The 20157-nt window shown below is 60.1% G+C and carries 17 protein-coding genes and 1 pseudogene; 9 read left to right on the top strand and 9 right to left on the bottom strand.

The window, feature by feature from the left end; all coding sequences use genetic code 11:
* Positions 1-116: 116 nt before the first annotated feature.
* The 6 genes from ACQK2G_RS17020 to ACQK2G_RS16995 form a co-directional block, all read right to left on the bottom strand.
* Positions 117-458, bottom strand: a complete 342-nt coding sequence (locus tag ACQK2G_RS17020; protein WP_425406231.1) for a hypothetical protein — start codon at positions 456-458, stop codon at positions 117-119.
* Positions 440-730 carry a transposase gene (locus ACQK2G_RS17015; protein WP_425406230.1) on the bottom strand — a complete coding sequence of 97 codons (291 nt, stop codon included), beginning with the start codon at positions 728-730 and terminating at the stop codon, positions 440-442. The genes ACQK2G_RS17020 and ACQK2G_RS17015 overlap by 19 nt, the downstream gene beginning before the upstream one ends.
* Before the next feature lie 195 nt (positions 731-925).
* A complete protein-coding gene (locus tag ACQK2G_RS17010; protein WP_425406229.1) occupies positions 926-1687 on the bottom strand; it encodes a hypothetical protein in 762 nt (253 codons plus the stop codon).
* An 856-nt stretch (positions 1688-2543) separates the two neighbouring features.
* Complete coding sequence (locus ACQK2G_RS17005; RefSeq protein WP_425403805.1) at positions 2544-3557, bottom strand: IS110 family transposase; 1014 nt, start codon at positions 3555-3557, stop codon at positions 2544-2546.
* A 132-nt stretch (positions 3558-3689) separates the two neighbouring features.
* A complete protein-coding gene (locus ACQK2G_RS17000) occupies positions 3690-6116 on the bottom strand; it encodes a GcvT family protein (RefSeq protein WP_425406228.1) in 2427 nt (808 codons plus the stop codon).
* Positions 6117-6177: 61 nt separating this feature from the next.
* Positions 6178-7758 (bottom strand): trimethylamine methyltransferase family protein, encoded by a 1581-nt coding sequence (locus ACQK2G_RS16995; RefSeq protein ID WP_425406227.1) that lies wholly within the window; start codon positions 7756-7758, stop codon positions 6178-6180.
* 190 nt (positions 7759-7948) lie between these two features.
* On the opposite strand from ACQK2G_RS16995, the gene ACQK2G_RS16990 reads away from it, so the two are divergent.
* The 9 genes and pseudogenes from ACQK2G_RS16990 to ACQK2G_RS16950 all read left to right on the top strand — a co-directional run bounded on the left by ACQK2G_RS16990 (position 7949) and on the right by ACQK2G_RS16950 (position 17410).
* Positions 7949-8857 carry a LysR substrate-binding domain-containing protein gene (locus ACQK2G_RS16990; protein ID WP_425406226.1) on the top strand — a complete coding sequence of 303 codons (909 nt, stop codon included), beginning with the start codon at positions 7949-7951 and terminating at the stop codon, positions 8855-8857.
* 362 nt (positions 8858-9219) lie between these two features.
* Complete coding sequence (locus ACQK2G_RS16985) at positions 9220-10023, top strand: IclR family transcriptional regulator (RefSeq protein WP_425406225.1); 804 nt, start codon at positions 9220-9222, stop codon at positions 10021-10023.
* The gene (locus ACQK2G_RS16980) at positions 10020-10856 is read left to right on the top strand and encodes an ABC transporter permease (RefSeq protein ID WP_425406224.1); all 837 of its coding nucleotides are present in this window, start codon (positions 10020-10022) and stop codon (positions 10854-10856) included. Before ACQK2G_RS16985 ends, ACQK2G_RS16980 begins: the two co-directional genes overlap by 4 nt.
* Before the next feature lie 66 nt (positions 10857-10922).
* Complete coding sequence (locus ACQK2G_RS16975; RefSeq protein WP_425406223.1) at positions 10923-11906, top strand: ABC transporter substrate-binding protein; 984 nt, start codon at positions 10923-10925, stop codon at positions 11904-11906.
* A 198-nt stretch (positions 11907-12104) separates the two neighbouring features.
* Positions 12105-12788: pseudogene (locus tag ACQK2G_RS16970) on the top strand (ABC transporter ATP-binding protein); the annotation flags it as partial.
* Positions 12766-13494, top strand: coding sequence for a hypothetical protein (locus tag ACQK2G_RS16965; RefSeq protein ID WP_425406222.1), 729 nt, complete (start codon positions 12766-12768; stop codon positions 13492-13494). The pseudogene ACQK2G_RS16970 and the gene ACQK2G_RS16965, both read left to right, overlap by 23 nt.
* 39 nt (positions 13495-13533) lie before the next feature.
* The gene (locus tag ACQK2G_RS16960; RefSeq protein WP_425406221.1) at positions 13534-14376 is read left to right on the top strand and encodes a fumarylacetoacetate hydrolase family protein; all 843 of its coding nucleotides are present in this window, start codon (positions 13534-13536) and stop codon (positions 14374-14376) included.
* A gap of 409 nt (positions 14377-14785) precedes the next feature.
* Positions 14786-16789, top strand: a complete 2004-nt coding sequence (locus ACQK2G_RS16955) for a peptidoglycan DD-metalloendopeptidase family protein (protein WP_425406220.1) — start codon at positions 14786-14788, stop codon at positions 16787-16789.
* Positions 16790-16936: 147 nt separating this feature from the next.
* Positions 16937-17410, top strand: coding sequence for a bactofilin family protein (locus tag ACQK2G_RS16950; protein WP_425406219.1), 474 nt, complete (start codon positions 16937-16939; stop codon positions 17408-17410).
* Between the two features lie 24 nt (positions 17411-17434).
* Here ACQK2G_RS16950 and ACQK2G_RS16945 read toward each other — a convergent pair whose 3' ends face one another.
* From ACQK2G_RS16945 to ACQK2G_RS16935, 3 genes are read right to left on the bottom strand one after another with little or no spacing between them, the layout of a single operon-like run.
* Positions 17435-18481 (bottom strand): threonine ammonia-lyase, encoded by a 1047-nt coding sequence (locus ACQK2G_RS16945; RefSeq protein WP_425406218.1) that lies wholly within the window; start codon positions 18479-18481, stop codon positions 17435-17437.
* Positions 18438-19316 (bottom strand): alpha/beta fold hydrolase, encoded by an 879-nt coding sequence (locus ACQK2G_RS16940; RefSeq protein ID WP_425406217.1) that lies wholly within the window; start codon positions 19314-19316, stop codon positions 18438-18440. Before ACQK2G_RS16940 ends, ACQK2G_RS16945 begins: the two co-directional genes overlap by 44 nt.
* Before the next feature lie 3 nt (positions 19317-19319).
* Complete coding sequence (locus ACQK2G_RS16935; protein ID WP_425406216.1) at positions 19320-20003, bottom strand: haloacid dehalogenase type II; 684 nt, start codon at positions 20001-20003, stop codon at positions 19320-19322.
* Between the last annotated feature and the right edge of the window lie 154 nt (positions 20004-20157).

Raw genomic sequence — 20157 nt, 5'->3', positions numbered from 1 at the left:
GCGCTGCAACATGAGCGGAATATAATGATGTTGGATGGGAATGCAAGAAAAATTGTGCAGTGCACAAAAATTGGGGTGCCAGAACGGCATTATCCAAGCAAAGGTAACGGTTTACCTTATGCCGTCTTCGCCTTGCGTCCCCGTTTCCCGGGTCGGACTCTGCGGCCCAATTGCTTCTCCACATCCTTCAGCCAGTCTTCCGACCCCAGCGGGCGGCCGATCGTTTCGGCCTTGTGGATCAGGGCCGACATCTCGGCATCTTCACCCGCCTTCAACAGCGCGCGAAAATCGGGGTAGCGCTCAAGCACCGGCCCGACATCGACGAGCCCGTCGCTCTTTCCGGCGAGATGGGCGCGCGTGCTCGCCCATTTCCAGTCCCGCGCCCGGCGCACGAGCCGCGCGCGCACCGGGTTGAGCGACACATAGCGCACCGCATGCATCAAGTGCTCTTCGTCCATGGCGACGGAGCCGAACCGGCCTTGCCACAGATGGCCGGTCCATTCGTGGCGCGCAACCCGTCTTCGGTTTCCGGAACCAGGATCAGGTGCACGTGGTTCGGCATCAGGCAATAGGCCCAGACCGACGTGCCCGCCCGTTCGGCCGCCTCCGCCAGCAGGTTCTTGTAAAGAACGTAATCGCCGTCCTCGAAAAAGACGGGCTCGCGCCGGTTGCCCCGCTGGGTGACGTGATGCGGAGTGCCGGGAAGAACGATGCGTGCGATGCGGGCCATGAAGGGAGAATACCACGGATGAGGTCATGAATAAAGTAAACTGTCACCGTAATTTGACAAGGAGGACACAGCGAAAAAAGCCGCGTAACCTAGCCCCTCAAGGAGCGGCGACTGTCAGGTAATTACCGTCTCTGTACAATCCAACCCTTGCTCGAAAGGGGCCGTCCACATATGTCACCGTAATTCGTTTAGTGTTTAGGTAACACTATTCTTACTAATAAGAGAATTGATGTGAACCGTTAGGTAAGAGTCGGTGATACTAAAGCCTTCGCGCGCCCATACTTTTTGAACGGCATAGTTTTGCACTTGCGTCGACACTCGCATCTTTAACATTCCATTATTAATAGATTGTAGTTGTGTATGACGAACGATATCGCCGTACACGCCACCACCTGAAAAATCTGGCATAACCCCATAAAGTATGCCTTCTGATATCAAGCCTTCATAGTCAAAACTTACCGTCGCGTAGGCAATCGCTAAACCATCCCGTTCCACTAATATGCAATTCTTCTCAGCACCAGCAGGCTTCACATACGAGCGCACCCACTCTTTATAGCCTTCATTTATATCACCCAAGTCCAAATGTATGTTCGATGAATAGTGGTTGGTGTAGTCTTCAAATATTTTTTCTGTCATTAAACCCAACAAATCATAGTCATCTTCTGACGCGATCCTAAACACTAGATCCTTATTTCGAATTTGCTTTGGCACAAAGTCAATCAACGGACACGTGTAATACACTAATGTATCCGCAACAATGTATGGATATTTAACTTGCGACAGCTCGTTGAGTTCAGAAATACGCTCACACGGAAGTCGGAACATATAAACATCTGCTTTAGTTTCTTCCAAAGCCGCTGAAATTGCGGAAGCATCAATGCTATCCAATACTCCATCTCTATATATATTCATATTGAACCGATTTGATTCCAAAGAACTATACTGAAGCTGCATCATCGCTCACGCCTTTTGTTTTTAGAACTGTAAAAGACGATCTACGGTAGCATATTGGAAATTGACATTGCAAAAGGCAGATTTACATCTGAAGTGGCAGATTCACGTTCCAAGTGCACCACTGCGCGCGTTGGTGAAGACCTCATAGGGTGTTCTGTAGCCGTGGCATTTACGGGGTCTATGATTGATTGCTCTGGTGGCTGCCGCAAGGTCCTTTGTTGAGACGGCTGTGAATTACGGTGACATATGTGGACGGCCCCTTTCGAGCAAGGGTTGGATGAAGGTTCGGCGGTCGTTGCGTGCAGTCATATGTCCGGCCTGTTTCGCGCGGTCTTATGACCGCTGGCCCCGATGGTCTCCGCGAGCGTGCGTCCTATCAGTTTAGCAGGCTTGTCTCAGCCTCTGTCACCGTACGGATTCGAGCGCGCTCTCGGTCGCAACCGTTTGCCATCACTTCGTTCTACCCTCGCACCTCGACCGGCTCCGGCTGGGTCATGCCGGTTTTGCGTAATAAGCGCCGTCGCGCATCAACGCCCAAGCGATCCGCGCCATCTTGTTGGCCAACGCCACCGCAACGACCTTCGCCGACCGCCGTTTGCAATTACGGTGACATATGTGGACGGCCCCTTTCGAGCAAGGGTTGGATGAAGGTTCGGCGGTCGTTGCGTGCAGTCATATGTCCGGGCTGTTTCGCGCGGTCTTATGACCGCTGGCCCCGATGGTCTCCGCGAGCGTGCGTCCTATCAGTATAGCAGGCTTGTCTCAGCCTCTGTCACCGTACGGATTCGAGCGCGCCCTCGGTCGCAACCGTTTGCCATCACTTCGTTCTACCCTCGCACCTCGACCGGCTCCGGCTGGGTCATGCCGGTTTTGCGTAATAAGCGCCGTCGCGCATCAACGCCCAAGCGATCCGCGCCATCTTGTTGGCCAACGCCACCGCGACGACCTTCGCCGACCGCCGTTTGAGAAGCTCCCGCACCCAGGGCCGGGTGCGCACCTCCTTCGAGCGGAACAGAGCCGCCGTCGCACCGGTCACCAGAAGCCTGCGCAAATAGCCGTCGCCGCGTTTCGATATCCCGCCCAGGCGCGCCTTGCCCCCGGTCGAATGCTGTCGCGGAACTAAACCCAGCCAGGCAGCGAACTGCCGTGCCGAGGCGAAGACAGAGGGGTCGGGGACGCTGGCGACAAGCGCACTCGCAAGTATTGGCCCGATGCCCGGCATCGAGGCAAGCCGCCGGCTCGTCTCGTTCTTCTTGTGCCATGCGGTGAGTTCCCGGCCGAGTTCCTCGATTCTTTCCACGGTATCGTAGAATTGGCGGACCAGCGACATCAGCGCTCGCCGTGCCAGCGTCGGGAGACGCGCATCCTCACCGTCCTCTACTATCGCGGCCAGACGCTTCGTACCCGCGATCCCCTGCGCCTCGACAATCCCGAACTCAGCCATATGCCCGCGCAAGGCGTTCCCCGTCATCGTCCGCTGGCGAACCAGCCGGTCCCGAATACGATGGAGGCTCAGCACGGCTTGCTGCTCCGCCGTCTTTACCGGAACGAAGTGCATGCCGGGCCGCGTCACCGCCTCGCAGATCGCTTCCGCGTCCGCCGCATCCGTCTTGTTCCGCTTCACATAGGGCTTCACGTATTGCGGCGGGATCAGACGGACATCGTGTCCAAGGGCTTGAAGTTCCCGGCCCCAAAAATGCGCCGTCGCACAGGCTTCGATTCCGATAAGACACGGCTCAAGCGAACCGAAATAGCTCAGCATGTCCGAACGGCGCAGCTGACGGCGTTCCAAAACCGCGCCCGATGTATTCGATCCGTGAACCTGGAAAACACGCTTGGCGATATCCAAGCCGATTACTGCTATGCTGCTCATGGACGGTCTCCTCAATTGGTGATCCTTTGACAGACACCACCTTGGCACAGCGATGCCGCAGCAGGGGCCGTCCACCCCATCAGTTTACTTATATTGTTGTGACGATCCCCCTGTGGGCTCTGTCTGCGGGGATCACCCCCTCAACCGACTATTCCCCGCATCATAAACCGGCTCAGCCAGCACGGTCGCCTTGCGCGCCTGGCCGAGGACCAGCACGTCGAATGTCGTCCCCGGCGCGACGAATTCCGGTTTCACATAGGCGAAGACCAAGCTTTTTCCCGTCCGGTGGCCGAAGCCGCCTGAGGTGGTGACGCCGATGTTTTGGTCGCCGGCCATCACGGCTTCGCCGCCGCGGGCGTCGCAGTCGCCGATTTCCAATTCGCAATAGACCAGTTGCTGGCTGACGCCGTCCTGCTTGCGCTGCAGGGTGGCGGCCTTGCCGAGGAAGTCCTCCTTGTCGAAACGGCAGAAGCGTTCCATGTCGGCCTCGATCATCGTGATCTCGTTCGTCATCTCCGCCGCGTAGCCCTTATAGGCCTTTTCCAATCGCATGGCATTGACCGCATAGGTGCCGAAATCGACCAGGCCCATCGGGCGGCCGACTTCGTCGATCGCTTCATACAGCGCCGGCAGGTCCTCCATCGGGGCGTGAAGCTCCCAGCCCAGCTCACCGACATAGTTCACGCGCAGGGCGCGGACATCGATATCCGCCACGGTGATTTCCCGGCCGGTCAGCCATTTGAATTTGTCGTTGGACAGGTCCGTGTCGGTCAACTGCTGCAGGATGTCCCGCGCCTTCGGGCCGACCAGGACCAGGTTGCCGTAATCGTCGGTGATGTTGGAGACGTTGACGTCCTCGCTATCGCCCACATGCTGGGTCAGCCAGTCGAAATCGCGGATTTCCGCCGAGGCGCCGGACAGCAGATAGAAGCGGTCGTCGTCCAGGCGGGTGATGGTGCATTCACCCTCGATCCGCCCATGGTCGTTCAGGAAATGGCACAGGCCGATGCCGCCCTCGCGTTTCGGCACCTTGTTGGCGACGATCCGCTCCAGGAAGCTTTCCGCGTCGCCGCCCGTCACGTCGTACTTCGCGAAACCGCTGAGGTCGCAGATCCCGGCCGCCTCCATCACGCCCTTGCACTCGGCCGCCACCGCGTTGAAGGCGTTGTTGTGCTTGAAGGTGATTTCCTCCTCCCGCCCGTCGGGGGAGAAGTATTTCGGGCGCTCCCAGCCGAAGGTCGGCGCATAGAGCGCGCCTTTTTCTTTCAGGATGTCGTAGAGGCTGGACTTGCGCGCGCCGCGTCCGGCGGGCCGTTCCTCGCCCGGCAGGTGCAGGGCGTACATATGGGTGTAGTCTTCGAAGCTGCGCTCCCGCACATGGATTTCGTTGGCGTAGGGGCCGAAGCGGCGCGGGTCCAGGCCCGCCATGTTGATTTCCGCCTCCCCATGCACGATCCACTGGGCCAGATATTTGCCGCAGCCGGCCCCCTGGGCGATGCCGATGGAAGACCCGTTGCACATCCAGTAATTCTTCAAACCGCCCGCGGGGCCCAGCAGCGGGTTGGCGTCCGGCGTATGCGGAATGGCGCCGTTGACGATCCGCTTGATGCCCGCATTGGCGAAGATCGGCATGCGTTCCATGACGCGTTCGATCCAGGGCATGATGCGGTCCAGTTCCTCGGTGAACAGCTCGTTCTCCGACTCCCATTCCGGATGGCCGCCGCGTTCGGCCCAAGCCTCCGCCGCGTTTTCGGTTTCGTAGATCCCTATCAAACCGGCCTTCTGTTCCTGCCGGTAATAGGAAGAAGGATAGGGATCGCGCATCACCACCATCTCCTCGTCGCGATCCAGGAATTCCTGGATCGGGTCGGTGACGATGTAATGATGCTTCATATTGGTGATGGGCACGTCGACGCCGGCCATCTGGGCGACCTTGCGGGCATAGCAGCCGGCCGCGTTCACCACATGCTCGCAGGTCACCGTGCCCTGTTCGGTCACGACCTGCCATTCGCCGTTCGGCATATGGTTGATGTCGAGCACCCGGTTGTTGCGGTAGATCTCCGCCCCCATGTCGCGCGCGCCCTTGGCAAGAGCGTTGCAGCAGCCGGCCGGGTCCACATGCCCGTCATCCAGGGTCCAGGCCCCGGCGATCACGCCGGTCGTGTCGACGAAGGGATTGATCTTCCTGATCTCGTCCGGGCCGATGATCTGCATGCGGAAGCCGATCATCTTGCTGACGCCTTCCACATGTTTGAACCAGTCCAGTTCCGCCTCGTTCGTCGCGAAGCGGATGCCGCCGCAGCCGTGCCAGGAAACGTATTGCCCGGTCTTTTCCTCAAGCGTGGGATAGAGCGTGTTGCCGTAATGGTGGATCATCGCCATGGAATAGTCGGCGATGAAGCTGGGGCATTGTCCGGCCGCGTGCCAGGTGGAGCCGGAGGTGAGTTCGCCTTTCTCGATCAGGATCGAGTCGGTCCAGCCTTCCTCGGCCAGATGATAAAGCAGCCCGCAGCCCATCATGCCCCCGCCGATGATGACGACCCGTGCGTGATCCCGCATGAAACTCTCCCCCTAGCAGACTCTGGCTAAACTCTTGGACATTCCGGATTGGTTCTTGACGTCAGGACGGCGACATCCTGGCACGGTCCAGGCGGATGGGGAACCGTTGGCGCAGTTCCGCGTCCAGCCCGTCCGAAATATGGCGCGGGAAGTGGCTCGACAGGATTTCCCGCGTCTTCTTCTCCGCCCGGTCGATGATGGTGGGCGATCCCTGTTCGATCCATTCCTTCGGGCTGGCCCGGCAGCCGACCAGGGGATAGGCGTATTCCGACTGCATCCGCTGCAATGTCTGGGCATGGCCCAGGAAATGACCCGGCCCCTGGGTGCAGACATCGCGCATCGCCTCGACCGAGATCGACTCGTCGTCGACCGCGATCCCCGCGACCGTGCGCAGCGCACCGCCGATGCTGTCATTGTCGATCACCATGCTTTCCAGGCAGGCGCCGAGCAGGCTGGCATGCATGCCGGCGGATTCGTAGACAAGGTTCGCGCCGGAATTGGCGACGAGCGCGTGGTTGTACCCTTTTTCATACCCCGCCTGGGCGTCGGGTACTTTTGAATCGGACATGCCCGCGGTCACCCCACCGCACAGGTCGTAGAAGCGCGCCATCTGGGCGCAGGCGGACATCAGCAGGGCCTGTTCGCCGCTGCCGCCGGACATCGCGCCAGTGCGCAGATCCGAAACGAAGGGCCAGGTGCCGAAGATGCAGGGATGGCCGGGGCTGATCAGGTTTACATAGACCAGGCCGGCCAGCACTTCGGCCACTTCCTGCACCACCGCGCCGGCCAGCGCCGCCGGGCTGGTCGCGCCCGCCTGACCGGCGGCCAGCAGCAGGATCGGCATGCCCTCGCGCACGCCCAGCTCCAGGGTCCGGCAGGCATCCTCGGCGAATTTCAGGGGCGGCACCACGAAGCAGCAGGACATGCTGACGAAGGGGCGCTCGCGCCACTTCTTCTCGCCGCCCGCGACCGCATGCAGCATCTGCATGCTGACGGCGAGATTCTCCGGCGTCACCCAACTGGTGCCGACATGTTTCGACGTGCCGCTGATCGCGCCGTAACAGGTGTTGGTGTCCATTTCCAGCGGGTCGGGCAGGTCGCGGCAGACCACCGTGCGCTGGAAGAAATGGATGTTGTCCAGCGCGTCGGCCATGCGCGCCATGTCGTAAAGATCGGCCGCCGTCGACTCGCGATAGGCGCCGGTGCGCGGGTCGACGATATGGACCGCCGCGCCGGCCGTGCCGAAATAGACCTTGGTGCCCCAGGGTTCCATGTCGTGGCGCGGATCCTGCGCATGCAGCGGGAAATTGCGCGCCGCCTTGGCGATCGTGTCCTCGACCAGGGCCCGAGGGAACAAAAGACGTCCCTGAGGCGACAGTGACCCGCCCGCGGCCAGGACAAGATCGCGGCAGCTGGGGATCGCATCCGCCAGCCCGATCTGTTCCAACACGTCGAGGGCGGCCTGGTGAATTTTTTCGATGTCGCGTCCGGTCAGCGGCTGATAGCGCCCGCCTTCCAGGCCGGGGCGGATGGCGCGCTTGTCGTCGGTCAGCGGCGCGGCGCGCAACGCCTTGCGGGCGGCGCGGCCACCCCTTCGTTTCGAGGAGGAACCGGCATCTTCCGGCATCAGCACGTCGGCCATATGGATATCCCACCGCAACGGTTTATTGAGGAAAAGGTCCTCCCTTTCGCGAATCCTCAGCAAACGATTGATTCTCACTTCGACATGAATTCAACTAACCTTATCCGGATGTGTGTAATGCTGCATCGCAGCATGGACGGGCTTTCCGGAGGGTTTCATCGACATCCAGCGTAAGGGGAGCTAATGGCCCATGCCCCGCAAATTACCGTCGCTCAGCGCCGCCAAGGCTTTTGAGGCCGCCGCCCGTCTGTTGAGTTTCCGCGCTGCGGCGGAAGAGCTTTCCGTCACCCATTCGGCGATCAGTCACCAGGTGAAATCGCTGGAGGCGCAACTGGGCGTGCTGCTGTTCAAGCGCGGGCCGCAATCGGTTTCGCTGACCGAAGCCGGGCGGCTCTATTTCCCGGTGCTGCGCGATGCGCTCGACCGGATCGCCGAGGGGACCGAACTGGTCCGCGCGATGGAAAGCCCGAAGGAATTGACGGTTCAGGTCTATATCACCATGGCGATGAACTGGCTGATCCCCCGGCTGCATGAATTCCAGCAGCGCTTTCCGGACATCAAGGTGCGGCTGGAAACCTCGCGGGTCTCCTGGGATTTCGACGCGGAGCATGCCGATCTCGGCATCGTGCTGCAGACGCCGAGCGACCCCAGCGTGCATCGGGAGGTCCTGGCCCGCGCCGCGGTCACGCCGCTCTGCAGCCCGAAGCTGCTGGGCGGGAAGAACGGCATCAGCCGGCCGGAAGATTTGCACCGGTTCCCCTTGCTGAAAATCTACACCGCGGCGCAGGACTGGCCGATCTGGTTTGAAAAGGCCGGCGTCGCCCCGGCGGTGGAAAGCGAGGCGATCACCGTCGACAGCTATATCTTGGCTTATGAAGCGGCGATGGATGGGCAGGGGGTAGCGATGGGACTCAAACCCTTCGCCATGCCGGATCTGAATGTGGAACGACGCTTGGTCGCGCCCTTCGGGATCGTCGCGGAACGGTCCGACAGCTGGCTCCTGGTCTGCCGTCCGGAACGCCTGGACCGCCCCGCCGTCCGCGCCTTCCGCAACTGGATCCGCGAAGCCGCCGGCGCCGCGCCGGCCAAGGTGGCCTGAGGCAGAAATACCCAAGCCGGGCGGTGAGCGAAAGGCGAAGCCGTGCGGCTATTCGCAAGATGTCTTGCGATAGACGATACGGCGGCCCATCCGGCCAAGAAACTCAAGAAAACGGCGGAGCGTTTCCCGCGCCGGCTGACAGTGGTCGGCGGTAGATGGCGGATCGTGTTCCGAACTCCATCCTTCGTGTCTTTCCATGCGTCCTGCGCAACCCCGCCGGCATCCCGGGTCACCACGAGAATGGTCGCCGTTGATCCTCTGTGCGGCCGTATCGAACCCACACGGATTTGACACTGAAAGCGATCGGTGCAAAGTTGGAACAGTGTTCCGGAACGGTGTTCCAATTTTTGGATGGACTTTGAATGTCATTACAAATCGATCGAACCTTGGATGTTCTTGAGCTCTATGCCGGTCATGCTGAAGGATTGGCGCTCAGTGAAACCGCGACAAGATTGAACCTGGCAAAAGGGGCGACCCATCGCTTGCTGAGCCAGCTTACGCAGCGCGGATACCTAGAGCAGGATGAGCAAAGCCAGCGCTACAGACTGACGCTGAAGATGGTGGTGCTGGGCTTCCGTCACCTCACCAATACCGGGCTGACCGATGTCTGCCAGCCGGAGTTGGATAAGATGGCCAACATTACCGGCGAGTTGGTCAGGCTGACCGTTGTCGACGGCGACCATTTGATTTGGGCGGCGCAAGCCCAGGGCGCGCGCCACGGCTTGCGTTATGACGGGAATTACGGCCGACCCGTGAACCTTACCGCGACGGCAACCGGCAAGTGTTGGCTGGCCACACTCGACGATCAGCGAATTGAGCAGATCGTGGCCAGCCAGGGGTTCGGCGACCCTTCGGAGGTCGGGCCGAAATCGTTGCGAAAACTCTATGATGTTCTCGCCGAGATCGACAAGACCAGACGGCAGGGATTCGGGATCGCCTATGAGGAGGGGGAGCCCGGCATGTGCGCCGTCGCGGCCGCCATCAAGGGATCCACGCCGGATGCACCGGCTGTCGGTACGCTCAGCGTCGCCGCGCCGACGGTGCGAACGCCTGTCGAGAAATTGCAGGAATGGGGACCGGGCGTGATTGCCGCGGCTGATCGCTTGTCGGATTTGTGGCCGATCAGGGATTTCCAATCCTCTTCGCAGGCACGGTTAAGCGCATGAGCAATAAATCGGAAATCGAGACCGCCAAGCCATCCTTCCTTGCGTCGATATATCGAAAGGCCGGTGGGCTTCGTCAGTTCCTGATCAGTTTTCTTGTGCTGTTTGTCGTCTGGGAAGCAGGTGTCAGGATATTTGGCGTTGCGACCTATCTGTTGCCGCCGCCATCGCTGATCTGGTCCGAGTTTGCGTCAACTTGGGAATATGTGCTGGCCAATACTTGGATTACCACGAGTGAGATAATCGTCGGTTATCTGGTCGCAGTGGCTGTCAGCGTGCCGCTTGCGGTTTTCGTCGCCTATTTCCCGACGATGGAGCGCATGTTCTATCCGATCGTCGTGTTCCTGCAAATCGTCCCGAAGATCGCCATTGCGCCCTTGTTCATCATTTGGTTCGGCTTTGGGTTTACCCCGAAAATCTTGCTGGTTTTCCTGCTGTCATTTTTTCCGATCGTCGTTTCAAGCATATCCGGGTTCAAGTCGATCGATGACGAAAGCATGGAACTGGCGAAATCGACGGGCGCCAGTGCCTGGATGATCTTCCGCAAGATACGATTGCCGAACGCATTACCGAGTATTTTTACCGGCCTGAAAGTCGCCGCGGCACTGTCGTCGACCGCAGCGGTCGTGGCGGAGTTCGTCGCGTCCGACAAAGGGCTCGGTTACCTGTTGCTGCGCTATAATGGGGATCTCGAAACCCCCATGGTGTTCGCGACGATCATCGTTTTGTCGATCGTCGGACTGATCGTCTACTACGCCGTCGAGCTCCTCGAAAGAATAGCCATCCCCTGGCACGTCTCGCAACGCAAGGACAGCGATCCGCAGCCGACGGCATAGGTCAATTCGGCTCGGTCGCGGTGGATTTTCCAATTTCTGATACAAACCAGTCTTAGGGAGGATAAAATGAAAAAAAGTAGAATATTCACCGTTCTGGCCGCGATGTGGACGGCAGTGTTTTTGGCTGCGCCGGCCCAGTCCGCCGACGATGTGTCGGTTAGGCTTAATTGGTATCTCGTGGGCTTCCATGCCCCTATCTATCTTGGCAAAGCCAACGGCTATTTCACCGACGAGGGGATCAATCTGACCATCAATGAAGGGCGTGGTTCCGGTGTGGCCACACAGGTCGTCGGTTCGAAGAGCGATACCTTTGGAATTGCCGATGCCGGAACCATGATCATAGCGGTGTCGAAAGGCATTCCTATTCAGGCGATCATGTCGCCGATGAATGTATCGCCCTTTGGCATCATCTCTCGCGCGGATGCCAACATAAGAACGCCGCAGGACCTTGAAGGCAAAAAACTGGCGGTAACAGCCGGTGACGCTCTGACCCAACTCTTTCCCGCAGTCGTGAAATCGAACGATTTGGACGCCGGGAAAATTGACATGATCTTCGTCGACCCGGCTGCAAAAGTGGTGTCCGTTCTAGAGAAAAAAGCGGACGCCTTGCTCGGCAGCGCCGATGCGCAGTTCTTTCAGATCGAAGCCAAGGGGGTGAAGGCTGCGGCGCTCAATTTCGCCGATATCGGTGTGAACACGGTAGGTCTGAGCGTCATCACGCATCGCGATACAGTTGCTGAGAACCCTGACCTCGTGCGGCGTTTTGTTAAAGCCATGCAGCGTTCGTACGAAGCCGCCATTGCGGACCCGGATGCAGCGATTGCCGCAGCTGTGGACGCCAAGCCCGATGTCGATGCCGGCGTCCTGAAAGGCCAGTTGCTGGTCGATCTCGGTTTGCTTGAATCTCCCTCGTCAAAAGGCAAGGGCATAGGCTATGGCGCGGCTGAAGACTGGGGGCGCACGATTTCATTGCTGAAGGAGTACCGCGGATTGAAGACGGATGAGGACGCATCGCATTTCTACACCAACGCGTTCCTTCCCAAGCCGTGACTTCGGCGGTCCGAGGCAAATATGACGAATAGTGTGAGAGTCGCGGCCGAGCCCCTGGAATCGTCCAGGGCCTCGGCCCCGTCCGAAGAAGAAATTAGCATTAGAATCGATGGCGCATCCAAGGTCTTCAGCCGGGGAAAGGTGGAGACCGTCGCGCTGGAAGGGGTGGATCTATCGATTGCCCGATCGGAATTCGTGGCCATTGTTGGTCCGTCCGGATGCGGAAAATCAACATTGATGCGGCTTATAGCGGGCCTCGCGATGCCGACCGATGGTACGATTTCGGTCGATGGTCAAACCGTTCAAGGGGCGATCACCAACCTTGGTATCGTCTTCCAGAAAGCCGTCCTGCTTGAATGGCGGAATGTCCTTCAGAACGTATTGCTGCAGGTCGAAATGCGCGGGTTGCGACCGGCGGATTATGAACAGCAAGCCAGAAGACTGCTGGCGTCGGTGGGGCTGGCGGGTTTCGAGGACCGGTTTCCGCATGAACTGTCAGGCGGCATGCAGCAACGCGCCGGTATCGTCAGAGCGTTGATCCACGACCCACCGCTCTTGATGATGGATGAACCGTTCGGTGCTCTTGATGCGCTGACCCGGGAACAATTGCGCATTGATTTGGAAGAACTGTGGCTGGCAACGAAGAAAACAGTGCTATTCATCACGCATTCCATTGATGAAGCCGTGCTTCTGGCGGACCGGGTCGTCGTTATGTCGCCAAGGCCCGGTAGGGTGGAAACGATCATCCCCATAGACCTGCCGCGTCCTCGAGGGCTCGCCGCCCGCAAGTCGCCGGTTTTCGACGCCGCGGTCGATCAGATCACGGATATTTTTCTGGACAAAGGTGTGCTTCAGGGCGGTGGACGTAGCTCCGGTTTCTGACCGCTATGCACTGAAGATGAAAGGAAGCGAAATGACGTTCGCAGGGAAGGCGGTCGTCTCAATCTGGCACGATATTGCCGATGAAGGACGCGATGAATTCTATTGGTGGCACCTCCATGAGCACATGCCCGAGCGCGCCGCGGTCAAGGGTATCGCGCGTGGGCGTCGTTACATTGCCGAAGCGGGCGCGCCGGAGTTCTTCACCCTGTATGAGGCTGAGGATTTGGATGCGCTTGCTGGGAAGGAGTATCTCACGCGCCTGAATAACCCGACGCCCTGGACCTTGAGTACGGTTAAACACTTTCGGAACGTCGCGCGGTCGATCCAGCGTGTTCGTTATTCCAAAGGTCCGGGGATGGGTGGTTATCTACTCACAATACGATGCGAAGCGTCCGATGCGGATCGGTTCGCGAGTGATCTCGTGCAGCATGCGCTTGATCCGGTTTCAGCGATCAAGGGGATAGCGGGGGTTCATCTCTGCGAGACGGACATGTCGATAAGCGACACTCCGACCAAGGAGCGTAAACAACGGGACGGCGGGACGGAAATGCCGGGTTGGGCGATTCTCGTAGAGGCGGCACGCCGCGAAGAGATCACTCATGTGTGCGAACAGGTCTTATCGGACGACGCATTAATCGCCTTCGGTGTGAATGGAGCGCCACAATCGACAATCTATCGCTTGGAATACGTCTGCACACAGCAATGACGAGAGTGCCGGCCGACTGAATATAAGGGGAAAAGAAAAATGAAGTTTTTGCGATTTGGTGCTGTTGGTGAAGAAAAGCCCGGTTGTCTGGGAAGCGATGGCGCCATACGGGATATTTCGGCCTTGGTGACCGATATCGATCCGCAGGCCGTCGCCTCTGGCTCCCTGATTGGAATCAGTCAGGACGCGGTCGATGACGCGCCAATAGTGACGGGCGAACCCCGCATTGGAGCATGCATGGCGCGGACCGGGAATTTTATCGCGGTCGGATTGAATTACGTTCAACACGCGATTGAAACCAACGCTCCGATTCCCGACGAGCCGATTCTGTTCAACAAGGCCTCTTCCTGTATCAGCGGGCCGAATGACGATGTTGTTCAGCCGAAAGGATCCACCAAACTCGACTGGGAAGTTGAGCTCGCCTTTGTAATCGGAAAGCGCGCGTCCTATGTCGGTGAAGAAGAGGCCTTGGGGTACATCTTTGGCTACATGATTTGCAATGACGTGTCCGAGCGTGCGTTTCAGATCGAACGTGGAGGCCAGTGGATGAAGGGCAAGTGTTGCCCGACATTCGGACCGATCGGTCCGTGGCTTGTGACCGCCGATGAAATTGGCGATCCGCAAAATCTGAAGCTATGGCTGGAGGTGAATGGCGACCGGGTGCAGGACAGCAACACCGACGACATGATTTTTCCGATCGCGAAACTTGTGTCTTACATCAGCCAGTTCATGGTGCTGGAACCGGGAGACATCGTCACGACGGGAACGCCGCCGGGTGTTGGATTGGGCATGACACCCAACCGTTTCTTGAAACCCGGGGATACGATGCGTCTCGGGATAGAAGGGCTGGGCGAGCAAAGGCAGCAAGTATCCGCCATCTAGCGCGTCATCGAAGACATGGGGTATCCCGTGCTTTGAATTCTCGGCACGATCCGGTGCCGAGACCGGGGCAGTCGTCTTCACCGCCAGACCCTGCAGAAGAATTTGGCGTCCCACCGGCCAGGGTCGCCTTACGTGACGATCTCGAAAACCCGGTAGTTTCAGACAGTTCCCAATGCCCTCCGGGGCGGTCGCACGCCGGTGTAAGAACTGGCTTTTTCCGTAAAAATCCGGTAGTTTTCCGCCGTCAGGGGCCGTTAGAAGCCCCTACGGCGAAAGAAAGTGACGAATGAATGGGGATCCACGCACCGCGGCGCGTTTCGCGGGTGGGGATTCTTGGTGTTTTTGGGAAACTGCGTTTCGGCGTTCGGATGGGGGGCGTCGGCGCGCTGTTGTTGAGGGGCAGACGGTTTTGGATTCTTCAATCGGGAAGTCTTCGTTCGGGCAGGACGATGAGGCCGAGCACAGTCGTCTCGGTATGTTTTTCCGCAGGGTGTTCAGGGAACGGGAACTGATCCTGCGGTCGGACGGCACCGTCCGCTACATGCGGCTTTCCAGCCGGCTTCAGATGGGCGTCGCCGGGATTTGCCTGGCGGTCGGGTTCTGGGCCGCGGGCGTCAGCGGGACGGCCTACTGGCAAAAAACCGTGATCGACGAAAAACACCGCGAAATCGGTGAAGCCAAACTGGCGATCGAAGACCTGCGCGACGACCTGACGACCTATCAGCAGCAGATTGCCGGCGCGACCAAGTCGCTTGCGGCGCGGGCCAGCAAGCATGGCGACGGCAGCACGGTGTCCGCCCACGACCTGCAGGAATTGCGCAACGAGTTGGGCGCGATCGACGACCTGAACATCAAGCTCAGCAGCATCGTCGAACAGATCAATGTCGATGTGGATACGGATGACCCGGACCGCGCCCGGATCATCGCCTCGCGCCAGGTCCTGCATGACCGCATCGATCTGTTGCGTCAGGCCTTGAGCGAGACGCGCGAGCGGGAAACCGACCTTGCCGTCAGCGTCAAGGAAATGGCCGCCCGGGTCGATACGCTGAGCAAGCAGAAACAATCTGTCGAAAGTGAGCGCAACAAGCTGGAAAACCGCTTGGCGGAACTGGACATGCAGTTGCTGGAAAGCCGCACGCGGGTCGGGGACCTTTCCCGTGATCTGCGCCAGACGCGGGCCGACCTACGGACCGTCATGGCCGGCCGCGACACGATCGAACAGGCGCGCCAGGGCCTCGCTTCCCGTGTTGCCGTACTCGAGAAGTCCCTGCTGGAGGCGCGCAACCGCGGCGACGGGTTGGCGATCAATCTGGCCGCGATGGAACGCCGGCTGGATGAGGCGCGTGACGCCCGGGCCAATGCGGAAAAGGTCAAGGAAGACACATCCCGCAAGCTGGCCGAAGTCGGCCGGCTTCTTGCCGGATCGCGCCACCGCCAGACCGGGATCGAGAACCGGTTGGCCTCGCTTGCCTCGAAGATCGACGAGGTAACGGACGACACGGTGGCGGGTGAAGCGCAGCTGACCCAGTCGCACGATGCGGTCGCCGCGCTGGAGGTGGCGGTCAGCGCCGTGCTCAACGATATCCGCAAGACCCGCGAGGAAAAGGCCGAGGCCGAGCGGACCCTCGAAGACGTCGTGGCGGAACTGGGCGCGGTCGCCGGTGTCGAGACGAAGGAACAAGAAGGCGCGGACGGCCCGGTCGAAACGACTCGGCGGCTGTTGGCGACGATCCGTGACCTACACAAGAGCCAGGAGGACGTCGTCGTCGCCCTGATCGACAAAACCGATCAGCAGATCAAGCGCGCCGAACGGATGCTGACCCTTGCGGGCCTGGGCCCGGAAGAGATGGAGGCGCTTGGCGCGCCGGTTTCCGAAGGGCAGGGCGGACCGTTCTTCGCCCTGGATTTCGAGGGCGGATCCGCGCAGGACCTGGAGGTCAATGTCGCGACCCTTTCCGACAAGGCGGAACGGTGGAGCTTGCTGGAAGAGGTATTGGCCTGCGCGCCCTGGATCCCGCCGGTCGACAACTATCACTTCACCAGCCGGTTCGGTAAGAGGCGCGATCCGATCAACGGTAAGATGGCGATGCACAAGGGCGTCGATCTGGCCGGTTGGCCGAAAACGCCGATCTATGCGACGGCGCCGGGCGAGGTGATCTATGCCGGTCGTGACGGCAAATACGGTAAGTCCGTTGTCATCGACCATGGTTGCGGGATCAAGACGCGTTATGCGCATCTCCACACGATCCTGGTGAAGAAGGGCGATACCGTCCCGCACCGTTTTCAGATCGCGAAGATGGGCAGTACCGGCCGCAGCACCGGTCCGCATATTCATTACGAGATCATAGTGAACGGCAAGCCGGTCGACCCGGCCCCGTTCTTTGAAGCGGGACGATTGGCGTTCAAAGGCTAGCAAGGGCAAGGTCCAAGGGCCGGCTTCAAGCTGGACCTTGCGGCCAATCCGGCGTTGAGCCGGGACAAACAACAATGGCGGAGGATCCGATCAATGTTCGGCGGTTCTAAATCCAAGGGAAACGCTTCCCGGTCCGGGAAAGCGCCGATGGCCGAGAAGAAAGTCTTCGCGCCCTCCATCGTCTCCGCCAATCTTCGCATTACCGGCGACATGGAAAGCGAAGGGGATATCCAGGTCGACGGTCATGTGGATGGGGATATCCGCACCGGGAAACTGACGATCGGGCCGGAGGCGGCGGTGAACGGCGCGATCTACGCGGATGAGGTGATGGTGTCGGGCACGGTGAACGGCTCGATACAGGCATCCCTCGTCAAACTCTATTCCAGCGCCAAGGTGACCGGCGATATCGTCCATGAAGCGCTGGCTATCGAGGCGGGCGCCTTCATCCAGGGGCTTTGCAAACGCGTGGATCTGACGCCGAAGACCGAAGCGGGCGAAGAGGCGAAGAAGGAAGTTGCCGGGATCAAGCCGGTCGGTATCGAAGGCGCCGCCAAGCCGGCGGATTCGGAACCGGAGGGCGGCAACGTCATCAAGCCCGCCGCCCTGGCCAACAAGGGTTAGGGGCGGGATCAGGTCCCGCCGACGTCAGCTGCCCTCCGCCAGGATTTCGGCGAACTGCGCCGGGTCCACGTTGCCGCCGGAAACGACCGCGACCAGGGTCTTGCCCTCGATATCGATCTTTCCGGACAGGATGGCGGCCAGCGACACCGCACCGCCCGGTTCCACTACCAGCTTCAGTTCGGTGAAGGCGACCCGCATCGCCTCGCGCACCTCGTCGTCGGTGACGCCGAAACCGCCCGCCAGCAGTTTCTTGTTCAACGCGAAGGTCAGGCGGCCCGGCATCGGCGCCAGCAGGGCATCGCAGATCGAACGCGCTTCCGGCGGCACCTTTTCCCGATTGCCGCTTTCGAGCGAGCGTTTGGTATCGTCGAACAGGGCCGGTTCAACCGCGTAGACCGGCAGACCCGGCATGGCGTCGGACAGCGCCAGGGCGGTGCCCGAGATCAAGCCTCCCCCGCCGCAATTGACCAGGACAGCATCCGGGACCGCGCCCAACTCCTTGACCTGTTCTGCGATCTCGTAGCCGATCGTCCCCTGACCGGCCATCACATAAGGGTCGTCATAGGGCGCGACCAGCACCGCGCCTTTTTCCGAAGCGATCGCATTGCCGATCGCTTCGCGGTTTTCGGTGAACCGGTCATAGGTGATCACATTGGCGCCATAGGCGCGCGTATTGGCGAGCTTGATGGCGGGGGCGTCCGCCGGCATGACGATGGTGGCGTCGATCCCCAGCATCTGCGCAGCCGCGGCGACGCCCTGGGCATGGTTGCCGGAGGAATAGGCGACGACCCCGCAGGCCTTTTCCGCATCGCTCAGCGATGACAGCTTGTTGTAGGCGCCGCGAAACTTGAAGCTTCCGGTCTTCTGCAGACATTCCGGTTTGATTAGTAGGCGGCCGCCCAGGCGCTGGTTCAGCAGGATCGATTCCAGCATCGGTGTCCGCACCGCGGCGCCCGCGATGCGCTGCCGTGCCGCCTTCACATCCGCGACCGTCGGCAATTCGTCCGGGCGAGGGGGAGCGTTCGGGTCAATGTCCCGGTCGGTGTTCTGCGATCCTGCCAAGGAAGTCATCAACGGCCTCTACTGATTCTGGTTCTTTAAGGGTCGGGATATGCCCGGCACCGGGTACGGTGACGGCCCGGATCGAAGGGTGGCGTTCAACCATGCGATCCACGGTGTCCGGCACCAGAATATCCGATTTTTCCCCCCGCAACACCAGTATGGGCACGTGACGCACACTATTGAAATAGGGCCACAGGTCGGGAATGCCGGGCGACTTCTCGATCGGCTTGTACAGGTTCACGTCCCAATCGAAATGCAGCAGACCGTCATCCCGCCGCACGAAGGTACCGTCGGCGACGTCCCGCCATTCCTCTTCGGTGAAGCTATTATTCGTGAAGATGGTCTTCAGGTCCGCGACGGCGTCGTCCCAGTCCCGGTGCGGACGATCCGTCTTCAGGTAGTTCTGGATGCGTGCGAAGCCGGCAGTATCGATCTCCGGACCGACATCGTTAAGGATCAGCCCGGCGATGGCAGTCGGCATGGCCGCCCCCATCGCCATGCCCAGGATGCCGCCCAGCGAGGATCCCGCGACGATCACCTTGTGCAGGCCGAGCGCCGCCAGCATATGGCGGATATCGTTCAGGTAGGTTGGCGGCTGATAGTTCATCGGATCAGGGTCATAAGCGGACCGGCCCCGGCCGCGATAGTCGAGGCACAGGACACGACGGCCCTGTGTGGAGATTCGCGCAGCGAAGGGGGCGAAATCTTTCGAGTTCCGGGCCAGACCGGTCAGGCACAGCACCGGTGTGTCCGCCGAGTCCTGCGGTCCATAGTCACGGAAATACAGTGACAACCCATCCTGTGCCCGGAACCTCCGTTCCGCGAACCCTGCTGTTCCCGTCATGCCTTACAGTCCCAACAGCGGCGGCAGTTGGCTCAAATCCTTCAGGATTTTTTTCGGTTCGCCCGGTAGGCGTTCCTGCGGCTGGCCTGTGCGGTTCACCCAGCAGACCTGGAAACCGAAAAAGGCCGCGGCGGCGGCATCCCATCCGTTCGAGGACATGAAACAGACTTCCTGCGGCGAAATCTTGAAGTGATCGGTAACCATCGCATAGATCTGCGGCCGCGGCTTGTAGAACCGATGCCCGTCCACCGACAGAACGGCGTCCAGCCGATCGCCGATTCCCGATGACTGCACCGCCCCGTCCAGCATGGCCGGCGACCCGTTGGACAGGATGGCGGTCTTCAGACCGCCATCCTTCAGCGCCTGCAGCATGGCCGGCACCTCGGGATAACTGTCCAACTTCCAATACAGGTCGAGCAGCTTCTGGCGCAGAGCGTCGTCCTTCAAACCGACCGCTTCCATGGCGAAATCGAGCCCGTCCTGGGTGACCTGCCAGAACTCCACATAGCAGCCTTCCATCAGGGTCCGCAGCCAGGAATACTGCAACTGCTTCAGCCGCCAGATCTCCGCCAGTTTCGCTTCCTTGTCGCCCAACTCGCCCTTCAGATGCGCGGCCGCGGCGTTGACGTCGAACAGCGTGCCGTAGGCATCGAAGACGCAGGCCTTGATACCGGAGATTTCTGACATTCCTCTTCCCCCAAATTGTTGCGTCGGCCCGACCGGCAGGCAGGTGCATGTTTGGCGGGCATTGCGTCACGTTCGGGTCGGAATGTCCATCATGGGACGGGATATTCGCAAACACGGAATCGAGAGCGCCCGCCCCGATGGGCTGGGAAGGCCG

Origin of the sequence: Hwanghaeella sp. (assembly GCF_965227365.1) — a bacterium.
Taxonomy (GTDB): Bacteria; Pseudomonadota; Alphaproteobacteria; order UBA8366; family Aestuariispiraceae; genus Hwanghaeella.
The sequence above is the reverse complement of the archived record's forward strand: the minus strand, read 5'-3'. Positions and strand labels throughout refer to the sequence as shown.